At 68.7% G+C, this 12,588-nt stretch carries 11 protein-coding genes; 5 read left to right on the forward strand and 6 right to left on the reverse strand.

Going from position 1 to position 12,588, the window contains the following annotated elements:
- Both VNE62_09815 and VNE62_09820 read right to left on the reverse strand, forming a co-directional pair.
- A partial coding sequence (locus VNE62_09815) for a beta-ketoacyl synthase N-terminal-like domain-containing protein (GenBank protein ID HVE92575.1) occupies positions 1 to 282 on the reverse strand: 282 nt, incomplete at its 3' end.
- Positions 279 to 3,446, reverse strand: coding sequence for an amino acid adenylation domain-containing protein (locus tag VNE62_09820; protein HVE92576.1), 3,168 nt, complete (start codon positions 3,444 to 3,446; stop codon positions 279 to 281). The genes VNE62_09820 and VNE62_09815, both read right to left, overlap by 4 nt.
- Before the next feature lie 130 nt (positions 3,447 to 3,576).
- Here VNE62_09820 and VNE62_09825 point away from each other — a divergent pair, with 130 nt between their 5' ends.
- The 5 genes from VNE62_09825 to VNE62_09845 are packed head-to-tail and all read left to right on the forward strand — an operon-like array spanning position 3,577 to position 7,525.
- Entirely contained in the window at positions 3,577 to 3,843 is a 267-nt protein-coding gene (locus VNE62_09825) for a phosphopantetheine-binding protein (protein HVE92577.1), read from the forward strand.
- 4 nt (positions 3,844 to 3,847) lie between these two features.
- On the forward strand, positions 3,848 to 4,981 hold the full coding sequence (locus VNE62_09830) for an acyl-CoA dehydrogenase family protein (protein ID HVE92578.1): 1,134 nt from the start codon (positions 3,848 to 3,850) through the stop codon (positions 4,979 to 4,981).
- Positions 4,978 to 5,940, forward strand: coding sequence for a 3-oxoacyl-[acyl-carrier-protein] synthase III C-terminal domain-containing protein (locus VNE62_09835; GenBank protein HVE92579.1), 963 nt, complete (start codon positions 4,978 to 4,980; stop codon positions 5,938 to 5,940). The genes VNE62_09830 and VNE62_09835 overlap by 4 nt, the downstream gene beginning before the upstream one ends.
- Positions 5,937 to 6,953: an HAD-IIIC family phosphatase gene (locus tag VNE62_09840; GenBank protein HVE92580.1), complete on the forward strand. Its 1,017-nt coding sequence runs from the start codon at positions 5,937 to 5,939 to the stop codon at positions 6,951 to 6,953. The genes VNE62_09835 and VNE62_09840 overlap by 4 nt, the downstream gene beginning before the upstream one ends.
- 11 nt (positions 6,954 to 6,964) lie before the next feature.
- Positions 6,965 to 7,525 carry a DinB family protein gene (locus tag VNE62_09845; protein HVE92581.1) on the forward strand — a complete coding sequence of 187 codons (561 nt, stop codon included), beginning with the start codon at positions 6,965 to 6,967 and terminating at the stop codon, positions 7,523 to 7,525.
- Positions 7,526 to 7,561: 36 nt separating this feature from the next.
- Here the strand turns inward: VNE62_09845 and VNE62_09850 are convergent, their stop codons facing one another.
- The 4 genes from VNE62_09850 to VNE62_09865 form a co-directional block, all read right to left on the reverse strand.
- Positions 7,562 to 10,027, reverse strand: coding sequence for an adenylate/guanylate cyclase domain-containing protein (locus VNE62_09850; GenBank protein ID HVE92582.1), 2,466 nt, complete (start codon positions 10,025 to 10,027; stop codon positions 7,562 to 7,564).
- Between the two features lie 341 nt (positions 10,028 to 10,368).
- Entirely contained in the window at positions 10,369 to 11,376 is a 1,008-nt protein-coding gene (locus VNE62_09855; protein HVE92583.1) for a crosslink repair DNA glycosylase YcaQ family protein, read from the reverse strand.
- Positions 11,373 to 11,936, reverse strand: coding sequence for a GNAT family protein (locus VNE62_09860; GenBank protein ID HVE92584.1), 564 nt, complete (start codon positions 11,934 to 11,936; stop codon positions 11,373 to 11,375). Before VNE62_09860 ends, VNE62_09855 begins: the two co-directional genes overlap by 4 nt.
- Positions 11,937 to 12,588, reverse strand: a 652-nt coding sequence (locus VNE62_09865) for a hypothetical protein (GenBank protein ID HVE92585.1), incomplete at its 5' end; no start/stop codon positions are given. It abuts the gene before it with no gap.

The raw sequence follows: 12,588 nt of genomic DNA on the forward strand, positions 1-12,588 counted from the left end.
GATCGCCTTGCACACCAGCTGCATGGTCATGCGCTGGTGCGGGTCCATCAGCTCGGCCTCCCGCAGCGACAGCCCGAACGCCCGGGGGTCGAACAGGTCGATGCGGTCCAGACACGCCGCCGGCGGGTACTCCACGTCCGGAAGCGTCGAGAACCACAGCCGCTCCGTCGGGATCGTGCGGACCGCGTCCACGCCCTCGAGCAGGTTGCGGTGGAACGCGTCGAGGTCGGGGGCGAGCGGGAAGACCCCGCTCATCCCGATGATCGCGACGGGTGCGTTCACAGCTCGAACGCCGCGGTGGCGACCGGCCGCGGCTCCCCCACTCGCCTGTCGACGTGCGCCGCCTGGTCACGAATCGTCACGTGCTCGAACAGCTGCGCCACCGACGTGCAGCCTGGAAACCGCCGCTCGAGCTGCTCGTGCAGGTCCACGAGCCGAAGCGAGTTGCCGCCGACGTCGAAGAACTTGTCCGTCACTCCGACTTCGTCCAGGCGCAGGACGGCTTTCCAGGCCTCGGCGACCTCACGCTCGCTGGGCGTCCGCGGGGGCAGCACGGTCCCGCCCATCGAAGCCCTCACCGGACCCGGCTTCGGCAGCGCCGCCCGGTCGATCTTGCCGCTTGAGTTGTGTGGCAGGGAGTCCAGCAGGACGAACAGCTCCGGGACCATGTACGGCGGCAGCCGCTCGGACAGGTACGCCCGCAGGTCCGCCACCGACGATGCGGCGTCGCCGACCGCCGCGTAGGCAGCGAGACGCTTGTCCGCGGCCTCACCGCGCACGACCACGACGCATTCGCGCACGGCCGGGTGGGATGCGAGCGCCGCCTCCACCTCCCCCGGCTCGATGCGGAACCCCCGGACCTTCACCTGGTGGTCCAGACGTCCGAGGAACTCGACCTGCCCGTCGGACCGGAACCTGGCCAGGTCGCCGGTCCGATACATGCGGGATCCGGGGGGGCCGAAGGGGTCCGGCAGAAAGCGCTCCGCGGTAAGTCCGGGCCGGTTGAGATAGCCCCGGCTCACGCCGAGGCCCCCGATGTGCAGCTCGCCCGGCACGCGCTCGGGGGCCGGGTTCAACCACGGATCCAGGATGTAAGAGGACAGGTTCGCGTTGGTGTGTCCGATCGGTGGTGGACGTCCGTCGTCCTCGCAGACGGCCACGTGCGTGCAGACGGTCACCTCGGTCGGGCCGTAGGCGTTGACGAACCTGCGGTCGCGTCCCCACCTGCTCACCAGCTCCGGCGGACAAGCCTCGCCACACACGATCATCGTCTCCAGGTGCGGCAGGGGGTTGTCCTGCATCACGGCGACCGCCGACGGCGCCAGCAGCGCGACGTCCACCCGCTCGCGGTTCAGGAGGTCCCCCAGACCGGGTCCGGGAAGCAGGTCCGCGCGCTCGCCGAGGACCAGCGTCCCGCCCGCGTACAGCGTCGTGAACACCTCGGACAGCCAGGCGTCAAAGGCGACCGAGTGGAACTGCAGGACGCGGCTGCCCTCGCGGATGCCGTAGGGCTCCAGCAGCGACAGCATCATGCTGGTGATCCCCCCGTGCTGGACGGCGGTGCCTTTCGGGGTCCCCGTGGAGCCGGACGTGTAGACGACGTAGGCGAGGTTGTCCGGGTGAAGGGCTGGCGGCGCGGGGGCGGGGTCGTCCGGAAAATCGGCGTCGACCAGCACGACGGACGCCTCGGTCCGCGGAAGCAAATGTACGAGCGAGGACTCCGTCACCACGACCGACGCGCGCGTGTCATCGAGCATGAAGCGCAGTCGCGCTTCCGGAGAACTAGGATCCAGCGGGACGAACGCGCCTCCGGACCTCATGATCCCGAGAAGCGCGCAGATCATGTCAAAGCCGCGCGGCAGGCAGAACCCCACGCAGATCTCGGCCCCCACTCCCATCGCACACAGACGCGCGGTCAGCCGTTCCACGCGCGACTCCATCTCGCCGTACGTCATGTCCCGGCCCCCAAATCGCAGGGCGATCCGGTCCCGGTGGCGGAGAGCGGTTTGGCGGATCAGGTCGTGCATCAAAACGCCCGGGACCTCCAGGGCGGTGTCGTTGAAGCCCTCGAGCAGGCGGCAGCGTTCGTCGTCCGGGAGGATCTCGACTCGCGAGAGGGAGGCCGACGGGTTGCCGGCGATCGACCGCAGGAGATGGAGGTAGTGCCGGCTCATCCGCTCGATGGTCGCAGCGTCGAACAGGTCGGTGGCGTAGGTGAAGGTCCCGTTCCCCTCGCGCATCTCCAGCGTCAGGTCAAAGGCCGCCGCCGCCGCGCCGACCGGGAACTGCTCCCCGGACAGCCCCGGCATCCGCGGCACCGAGGGTGTGGACGGCTGCAGCGCGAACGCCACCTGAAACAGCGGGTTGTGCGACAGGTCCCGCTCGGGGTGCAGCTGCTCGACGAGCTTTTCAAACGGAAGGTCCTGGTGCGCGAAGGCGTCGAGGCACACCTCACGAACGCGTCCGAGAAGGTCCGTGAAAGACGGGTTGCCAAACAAGTCGGTGCGCAGGACGAGGGTGTTCACGAAGAATCCGATCAGCCGCTCGACTTCCGTCCTGTTGCGACCGGCGACCGGCGTCCCGACGACGACGTCGGTGCGGGAGGCGTACCGCGACAGCAGGACGACAAACGCGGCGAGGTAGAGCATGAACGGGGTGACGCCGGCCGCCTTGCCCAGCTCGTCCAGCCTCGCGGCTACCTCGGGCGGTACCGCGAATTGCACCCGCGCCGCCTCAAAGGAGGGAGCCGGCCGTCGGGGGCGGTCCACCGGCAGATCCAGGACGGCGGGGGCACCCGCCAGCTTGTCGCGCCAGTAGGCCATCTGCTCGTCCAGCTCGGCCCCCTGGAGCCACTCGCGCTGCCAGACCGCATAGTCCGCGTACTGCACCGGCAGCTCCGGGAGCACCAGGTCCCTGGCCTCGAGACGAGCGGCGTACAGCTCGGACAGCTCGTCGACGATCACGCCCACCGACCACCCGTCCACGACCGTGTGGTGCATCACGAGGACGAGGACCGCGTCGTCGTGTGAGATCCGGACGAGCACCGCCCGCATCAGCGGCGCGACCGACAGGTCGAAGTGCTCCGCCGCCCAAGCCAGGACCTCCCCCCGCGCGAGCTCCTCGCGCTCCTCCTCGGGAGCCGCGGACACATCCTCGATTTCGACGCGGACCTCGACCTCCGGGTGGACCACTTGGAGGAGCTCCCCGCCCTTGCGCGAGTAGGCCGTCCGCAGCGTCTCGTGGCGCCGCACCAGGTCGTTCAGCGCGCAGGTCAGGGCGTCGCCGTCCAGGGGGCCCCGCAGGCGCCAGGCCTCGTGGTGCGTATAAAGAGGTGCGTCCGGGAGCAGTTGCTCCAGAAACCACAGCCGCTCCTGCCCGAAGGAGGCCGGAAACAGGTGGGCGTTGTCGGCTGAGGGCTGCGTCTCCGAGGCTGTGGGGTCGGTCATCGGCGGTGCCCGGCCGCCGCTTCGGGGGAGGTCGGGGGCCCGGCCCAACAGGATATCGCGGCGCCAAAGCGGGCCGCGTGGGGGGCCGTCAAAACCGGCTCTGGGAGGCCTCAGCCTAGAATCTGACCTGATGACAGAGGCTGCCGCTTACGCGGCTCCCGTGCGTGAGTTCGTGTCCCGCGCGTTCAAGGGACGGGTGCCCGCCGACGACGAGGACATCTTCGCCAGCGGCGTCGTGAACTCGCTGTTCGCGATGGAGCTGGTCACCTTCGTCGAGTCCACCTTCGACCTCACGATAGATTCCGACGACCTCGACCTCGAGAACTTCAGCTCCGTGGACGCCATCGCGCGCCTCGTGGCGCGAAAAAAAAGGGCGCCGGCCGCGGCGTCGAGCTGACGCGGTGGACCTGACACCGCAACGGCAGGAGTCGGCCTCCCGGTTCCGCCGCTTCGCCGACGAACACGTCCGGGCGCACTCAGCAGCGTGGGACGCGGCCGGACGAATGGACACCAAACTCGTGGCCGTACTAGCCCAGGAAGGGCTGCTCGCTCCCGTGATAGCGCGGGAGCACGGCGGCGCGGCCATGGACGACCTCGACTATGGCCTTCTCTGCCGCGAACTCAGCGCCGCGTGCTCCTCCACGCGCAGCCTCGTAACCGTCCAGGGCATGGTCGCGCACGCGATCCAGCGGTGGGGAACGCCCGAGCAGCACGCGCGGTGGCTGCCGGGGCTTGCGTCCGGCGACGCGGTGGCCGGCTTCTGCCTCACCGAGGAGCAGACGGGAAGCGACGCGGCGAGCGTCCAGACAACGGTCCACTTCGACGGCGCCGGCGCGCGTCTGACCGGGCGAAAGCTCTGGACGACCTTCGGGCAGATCGCCGACCTGTTCCTTGTCATAGGGACGTCCGAGCGCGGACCGACGGCCGTCGTCGTCCCGAAGGATGCGCCCGGCCTCAGAACAGAGCCCGTGCAGCCAATGCTCGGCCTCCGTGCAGCGATGCTCGCGACGGTCGTCCTGGACGACTGCGAGGTTCCCGCGGACAACGTCCTGGGCAAGCCGGGGTTCGGGTTCAGCCACGTAGCCTCCACCGTCCTGGACCACGGACGCCACTCGATCGCCTGGGGATGCGCGGGGATCGCCCGCGACTGCCTGGAGTCCAGCGCCGCCCACGCGTCCACGCGCGAGCAGTTCGGCTTCCCCATTTCCGAGCACCAGCTCGTCCGCCGCCTGGTCAGCCGGATGGTAGTCGGCGTCGCGTCCGCAGAGGCGCTGTGCGAAAAGGCGGCCGCGGCGAGGATGCGCCGCGACCCGGACGCGATCCTAGAGACGATGTCCGCGAAGTACCTCGCCAGCCGCGTCGCCTGGAAGGCGGCGTCTGACGCGGTTCAGGTCCACGGAGCGGCCGGCTGCACGCCGGAGTCTTCCGTCCAGCGCCATCTCAGGGACGCCAGGATCATGCGGATCATCGAGGGGACCGACCAGATGCTGGAGCTGACCATCTGTGACCTCGCCTTCCGTCGGGCCGCTCCGTGAGCGGCATCGCGCACATATCGGCGGCCCTTCCGTCCCGGCTCGCGCCGGTGGGGAGCCTGCCGGAGACCCGGGAGCTGTCCGAGGCGGACCGCGTCGTGTTCGAGGGGCTGGGCATCGAGACCGTGGGGGCCGACGGCTCGTCCGCAGTGGACATGGCCGTCGCCGCCGGGCGGTCCCTGCTCCAGGACACGGGACTGGAACCCACCGGCGTGGACGCCCTCCTGGTCGTGCAGTCGCGCGTCCCGGACATGCTCATGACGTCGGAGGCCACGCGGATCCAGACGGAGCTGGGCATGTCCGGGGCACTGACCTTCTCGGTCTCCGATCTCGGTTGCGTATCCATCAACGCGGCGATCATCACCGCCCGGGGCCTCCTGGGTTCCGGTGCGGTGTCCAACGTCGTCGTCGTCCACGGCAGCACGCCGCCGGCGCCGCGCCGGTTTCGGCGTCCGGTGACGATCAACGGCGAGGGCGGCATCGCTGCCCTGCTCACGCGTGATGCGCCGATGCAGGTGTTGGACGTGGCGCTGCAGACCAACGGCGACTACTGGGACCTGTTCCGGGTCGAGTACAGGGACAAGCCCACCGCAGACTGGACCGAGTCCTGCCGCAGCCTCAAGGAGTACTCGTTCAAGCTCGCCGTCGAAAGCCGCAACCGCTTTCGTGAGCTCAACGGAGCCGTGATGGACCGCTGCGGCGTGAAGGCCGGCGACGTGGACCACTGGATCATGCAGAACCTGTCCGACGGCGCCTTCCGCTTTTACGAGGAGGCCTTCGGGATCTCGTTCACCAAGTCGTGCCGCCAGAACCTGTCGCGTTGCGGGCACCTCGGCTCGGCCGACGTCCTATTCAACCTCCAGACCGCCGTCGCGTCCGATGAGATCTCGGCCGGCGAGCTCGTGTGCGTAATGAACAACTCCCCCTCCGCTGCGTGGAGCACGATGCTGATCCGGACATGAAGCATGTGAAGTGCCTCGTCTGGGATCTCGACGACACACTGTGGGACGGCATCCTCCTGGAGGACCCGTCGGTCCGAGTGAAGCCGGAGGCGGTTGCGGTGATCCAGGAGCTCGACCGCCGGGGGATTCTCCACTCCATCTCCAGCCGCAACGACGAAGGGGCGGCACTCGAGCGACTTAGGGAGGCCGGACTGGACGGCTACTTTCTGTACCCCCAGATCAACTGGAGCACCAAGGCAGTGGGGGTCAAGAACATCGCCGAGCGACTGAACATCGGAGCCGACACGATCGCATTCCTGGACGACCAGCCCTTCGACCGCGACGAGGTACGCGACTCGCTTCCGGACGTCCGCTGCTACGACTCACGGGACCTGTCGTCGCTGCCTTCGCTCCCGGAGTTCTCTCCCGTCGTCACGTCGGAGGCCGCCGCGCGTCGAGAAATGTACAAGGCGGGCGAGCAGCGGGACCTCGAGGAGGAGGCCTTCCAGGGTCCTCGCGAGGAGTTCCTCGCCGGCCTCGGGATGGTCATGAGGATCTCGCCCGCAACACAGCCGGACCTGGCACGCGCGGAGGAGCTGACCGTCCGTACCAACCAGCTCAACACGACCGGACGCACCTACTCCCGCGAGGAGCTCGAGTCGCTGATGGACTCCCTGGACCACCTGCTCCTGGTCGCCTCGCTCACCGACCGCTACGGAACCTACGGGACGATCGGCCTGGCGCTGGTCCAGACGTCGGACCACGCGTGGCGGCTGAAGCTGCTGCTGATGTCCTGCAGGGTGATGTCCCGCGGCGTGGGCGGGGTCCTGCTACAGCACGTGATGCGTCTGGCGCGGGACGCGGGGTCCCACCTGGAGGCCGAGTATGTCCCGAACGACCGCAACCGGATGATGCTGGTGACGCTGAGGTTCGCCGGGTTCAAGGAGGTTGCCAGCGAGGGCGACGTCATGACGCTGGGGGCCACGCGGGAGCCGGCAGCGCCGCCGGACTACGTCCGATTGTTACTGGACTGAAGGAGGCACGTATGGACAGGGATCTGCGCGGACAGGTGATCGAGCAGCTGGACTTCTACTGGCGCGAGCAGTTCCGTCCGCGCCTGGAGGGGATGACCGACGAGGAGTACGTGTGGGAGCCGGTCCCGGGGGCCTGGAACCTGAGGCCGAGGAGCGAAGCGCGAACCTCGATGGCCGCTGGCGGAGGTGACCTGGTCCTGGACTGGGAGTGGCCCGAGCCCGATCCCCCTCCCGTGACGACGATCGCGTGGCGGATCGGACACATCGGCTGCGGGGTGCTGGGGATGAGAGCCAGCAACCACTTCGGCGACGGCTCGACGGACTACCAGACGACTGTTTGGCCGTCGACGGCGATCGAGGCGATCGACTACCTCGACCAGAGCTACGGCGCGTGGCGCGACGGGATCTCGAAGCTCTCGGAAGAGGACCTGTGGAAGCCCGTCGGCCCGGCGGAAGGCCCGTACGCGCAGTCTCCATACATCGAGCTGATCCTGCATATCAACCGGGAGGCGATCCACCACGCGGCGGAGATTGCGCTGCTGCGCGACCTGTACCGAGCACGAAGCGCCTAGTCAGCAGCAGTCCGGGCCGGCCCGCCGCTGCCGCGGCTAGCGATCACCCAGTACGTCGATCAGCGAGTCGATCACTTCGTCCAGCGCGCAATCTTCAGCCGGGACAAAGGCGGGGTCCGACAAGATAGGCGCGATGGCTGCTTCGTAACGAGCGCGCTCGACGTGGAGAATCCGGAAGCCAAGCCGCTCCTCGTCCTGTTCGGCGCGGGCCCACAGCGTTGCCGCCGTCTGGTGCTCGCCGGCCCGCGCGGCCACCGACGCCAGCCCCGCGACGCAGTATGTGATGCCCCTCTCGTCCCGGAGTTCCAACGCCCGCCTCATCGCCTCGACGTATCTCCTCGCGGCCTCCTTCAGCGCCCCTTCGTCCAGAGTTGTATCGGCCAAGCTGTGGAGAGAAAACACAACGCCAGGTTCATCGCCCAGAAGCCGCTTGAGGTCAATCGACTCCAGGATCGCGGATGTTGCCGAGTCGAGATCGCCATAGTCGCGTAGCCTCTCGCCGAGCATGTGAAGGCTTCGGGCCACGCCCATCTTGTCGTCCGCCCTGCGGTGCAGCTCGAGTGCCCGTTTATGCGCATCAACCGACCCGGCCACGTCGCCGCGCGCCCACAAGACGCACCCGAGGACGTTCTCCGCTGACCCTGCCGACGGCCAATCGTCTGTCTGGATGGCCAGTTCGAAGACCTCCCGCGCGGCTACCTCCGCGTCCTCGAACTGGTTGCAGAAGAACAAGCCGTTTGCATATCGGACCAGCGCCGCCATTTCGGTGGCGTAGTCCAGCTCCGCTCGTCGTGCCAGCAGCCTCCTGAGCCAGACGGTTGGCTCGGCGAAGTGTCCGCGCGTGTACCAAACCTGCGTCAGGACGCTGCTCGCGTGGGCGGCAGCGTCAACATCGAAATCGAGAGCCCAAGTCATCGCGGCGCGAAGATTGTCCGCCTCGACGCGCAGCCGCGCTACCCAGGCTCCCCACTCCGATGAGCCGAGGCTTCTAGAAGCTGTCTGCACGAGGCCGAGGAACCACTCGGAATGCCGCCGGCTTACCTCGGCCGCCTCGCCGGCAGAGTCGAGCTGCTCGAGTGCGTAGTCGCGCGTAGTGGCAAGCAGCGAGAACCGGCCGGGCTCCGTCTGCTGAAGCAGGCTCTTGTCCACGAGCGAAGCGATCGCCTCGAGGTCGGCGGTGCACACCGCCTCCGCCGCATCGACGTCGAAGGTGGACGGAAACGCGCCAAGCGCGCGGAAGCACCGCTGCTCCTCGGGGTCCAGCAGCTCGTAGCTCCATCCAATGGCGGCGCGCATCGTCAACTGGCGCTGCGACCTATCCCGCCCGGCCCCCGCCAAAAAGTCGAGTCGGCGCTCCAGCCGGCCGAGAATCTGCTCGGGGGTCATGAGCTTCACTCGCGTCGCCGCCAGCTCCAGCGCAAGCGGCAGCCGGTCCAGCCGCTCGCAGATCTCCTCTGCCGCCGCGTCCAGCTCGAACCCGGGTCTGACCCGGCGCGCCCTCTCCCGGAACAGCTCAGCGGCTTCGCGCTGGTCGAGCGGCGCGATCGGATACTCCTGCTCCGCGTCGAGAGCCAGCCTTTGGCGGCTGGTGACGATGAGCCGTAGCCCCGGCGCCCTTTCGAGCAACCCGGACAGATCCGGCGCAGCGTCAATGAGGTGCTCGATGTTGTCCAGGACCAGGAGGAGGTTCCGGGTCGCCAGGTAGTCGTCCAGACGTCCGGACATTCCGAGGGAATCGGAAACGGCAGCCACCACCAGACCAGGCTCCGGCACTCCCTCCAGTGGTACCCACCACACTCCATGCTCATGAACGCCGGCCAGCCGGCTCGCCAGTTCCAGCGCCAGCCGCGTCTTGCCGATGCCACCCGGGCCGGTGAGCGTGAGCAGCCGGTGTGCCTGCGCCAGCTCAGTCAGCTCCTGAAGCTCACGCGCCCGACCCAGCAGAGGCGAGACGGGGGCCGGAAGGTTCGACAGCTTCAACGTCCGGATGGGCGGGAACTCGTCCAGCTCGAGCTGGTAGAGGCGGACGGGCTGCGGGAAGTCCTTGAGCCGGTGCATGCCCAGGTCGCGACCCGGCGACCCGCCCAGGTGGTGCGCGGGCTCGGACAGGACGGTCTGTCCGCCGTGGCCGGCCGCACAGATACGCGCCGCCATGTGCACGTCCATGCCGATGTAGCCGCCGCCGGCGAGCTCCGGATGTCCTGTGTGGAGGCCGATCCGCAGTCGGATCGGGGAGCCCTCCATTGCACGGTGGATGTCCCGTGCGGCCTTCGCGGCGTCGGGCGCGCGGGAGAACGCCACGAAGAAGGCGTCCCCTTCCGTGTCGACCTCTACGCCCTGGTTCGCCAGCAGGATGGCACGGACCAAGTCGCGGTGTGCGACCAGCTGTCTTCCGTACTCCTCGGCCCCCAGCTTGGCGAGCAGCCGCGTCGAGCCCTCGATGTCCGTCAGCATCAGCGTGACAGTCCCAGCGGGAAGTTCCGTGCGCCGACTCACCCCCATGCAGCAAAGAAGACCACAGACCGGCGCCTCGATCGAAGGCGCCGGAGCGGGCTACCCAGCGTCTTTTAGGTGGTCGGGCTCGGGGAGCGGCAGCGCGACTGCGCCGGCCCCCGACGCGGGTACCGGCCGTCGCGGCTCCCGCACTCCGCTTCCGGGCGGATCCGCAGGTGGTCCCGCGGGTGGAGTTACGGGCGGCTCTGCAACTTCAGGAAGCATGACCCGAAACGCACGACGGACCGCCAAGAGCAGGAGGATGACGGGCAGCGCGATCAGAGAAAACGCGAGCGACTCTGCCAAACCGTCCATCGCCCAAAGATCCTACGCTCGGGGACAAGCCCCGGCTACACAGCCCAGCGCACCTGCGGGCGCGAGGACGCGGCAACCGGGATCGTCAGCGCCTCCTGCTCGACCTCCCCTTTAGTGCGGGGGTCCATCGGCTCCCACGGGTTCACGGTCACACGCCGTTGCTGTCGCGCCCACGAGCCGACAATGCGTCCGTCCACTACGACGGCACCGGAGACCGGCCAGAAGTCCGGCTTTACCTTCGGCTGTGGAAACACCTCGAACCGCTTTGCTTCGTCCTCCACGGCCAGGTGCCCATCCGTCTTGATGTAGGGGTCGCTGTGCGGGATGAGCCGGACCCCCCGCAGGGGCTCGGCCCCCACGAGCGCCTGGCGGTCGGACTCCAGGACGAACCGCTTCACGCCCTCCACCTCCACCCCGGCCAGCTCCCCGGACAGCGCTCGCCACGTCGCCGTCGCGTCCTTTGGATCAACGCCCGACCACCACGTGAAGCGGTCCTTCGTCTGGGGGCCGAGCCACCGAAGGAACCGTCGTGCCAGCTCGAGCCGCGCCTCCTCCGCGTCGGCCTCCGGACGCTCCGCCGGGATCAGCCAGATCCTGCTCGCGTCCCACCGGATGAGCACGCGACCCGTGATCGCAGCGGCGCGGGTGGAGTGACCCAGGTGGGGCAGCGCTTCGTCGACGACGCGCGGCTCCCTAGTCCGGCCTTCGAGAACCCGGTGGACGTCGTCCGCGATCCGCTCCAGCCCGGCTTGCGCATCGGGGTCGCGCGGCATGCGTCCGAGCGTGAAGACTGCCAGGTCCTCGCGCGGGATCACGTAGTCGGCGCCCCGGGGCCCCCAGATCTGCGCGAGGGCCGGGTCCTCCCAGGCCGACGGCTCGACGTCCCGGACGCGCGCGTGCAGGGAGATGACCGCGGCACGCGGCGCGCTGTCCTGGAGCCCTCCCCTGGCGGCCTCCACCAGCGAGGTCCGCGCGAGCCTTTCGTGCAGGTGCGTGGCACGCGCGCGGAACGCGAGGATCTGTGCGGCTCCGACCCGGATCAAGTAGCCCGCTCATCCGGACACTTGGAGGCCGCCGGGGTGCTCGCTTCGACGGTCTCCTCCCACTCGCGTCTGAGGATCGCATAGCCGACGCAATCGACCAACTCTCCTGAGTCGGTTCTCCACGCCTCGCGGTGGTGGGCTTCGGGGGTGAAGCCGCAGCGCTCAAACACGCGACGCATCGCCACGTTGTCGTGGCGCGTGTACCCCGCAAAGCGGTTGGCCTCATGGAGCGTCTCGAAGACGTGACTCGTGGCCCATCGCAGCGCGGCCGTACCGACGCCTTGTCCCCTGTCCGATCTCCTGACCCGAAGGTCGAACAGTGGAGTCACGTCGCCGATGTCAAAGATGCGTAAGAACCCTGCGGCCGGTCCTGGTGTCTGCAACACCCAGAACGAGCGGACCTCCTCGGATGCGAAGTTGCCCCGTCCCGCCTGCTCCAGGACGTCGTCGAAGGTCGGTTGCGTGCGGAGGTGGAACGGCCACTGCTCACTGGAGATCCACCGGGCGAGATCCTCCCAGTCACCGGCGATCAGTTCGAATCGCAGCTCGAGTTGCTCCAACTACGCCTCTCCGGGGGGCACGAGCCAGAGGACGGGCAGAGACCGGTCGGCGCTCACGGCCAGCACCGTTGCGCGGAGGAGGTCCATCCCCACCTGGGCCTGCAGCGGCGGCGCCCCGTCGTCGCAAGGCGGCTGCTCCCGGGTCAGGACTCGCGGCACCGGCCACTCCCAGTCCGACACCCGCAGAGTCTGGCCTGTGGCGTGCTCGCCCTCTACTTCGGTGCCGCTGACTCCATAGCCGATCTCCAAGGGTGCCGTCCCGCGCAGGCCCCCTGCGGCGTGCGGCGAGACCTCCGTCAGGTCCGTTCCGGTATTGATCTGTGCCCGTATGGGCTGCGAGCCCGCGACGGATGCCTCGATGACGACCAGCTCTCCCGGCTCCCGTTTCACCTCGAGAGGACGAAGATCCGGGTATCGCGAGGTCAGCCACGCGGAGACAGCGGCCGCATCGCCCTCGACCGCGACCAGGCTGTCGTGCGACAGGTCGATAACGATGAACGCCGTTTCGTGGAGGTGTTGCGGGCTCAGAAACCCGCCGACCCCCCAGCCGGCGAACGCAGGTGGCCCGTCGAAAGCGACCGCGTTCCGCAGCACCAACGGAACATCCGAGATCGCGGCATCGACGCTGCCGAGCGTCCAGCTCGGCACCGGC

It is taken from the genome of Actinomycetota bacterium (assembly GCA_035536535.1).
In the GTDB taxonomy this organism is placed as follows: Bacteria; Actinomycetota; JAICYB01; order JAICYB01; family JAICYB01; genus DATLNZ01.

What these genes read in the sequence shown, in the direction of transcription:
- VNE62_09820 (HVE92576.1), bottom strand. Translation starts at nt 3,446, where the DNA reads ATGACCGACCCCACAGCCTCGGAGACGCAGCCCTCAGCCGACAACGCC.
- VNE62_09845 (HVE92581.1), top strand. Translation starts at nt 6,965, where the DNA reads ATGGACAGGGATCTGCGCGGACAGGTGATCGAGCAGCTGGACTTCTAC.
- VNE62_09840 (HVE92580.1), top strand. Translation starts at nt 5,937, where the DNA reads ATGAAGCATGTGAAGTGCCTCGTCTGGGATCTCGACGACACACTGTGG.
- VNE62_09825 (HVE92577.1), top strand. Translation starts at nt 3,577, where the DNA reads ATGACAGAGGCTGCCGCTTACGCGGCTCCCGTGCGTGAGTTCGTGTCC.
- VNE62_09850 (HVE92582.1), bottom strand. Translation starts at nt 10,027, where the DNA reads ATGGGGGTGAGTCGGCGCACGGAACTTCCCGCTGGGACTGTCACGCTG.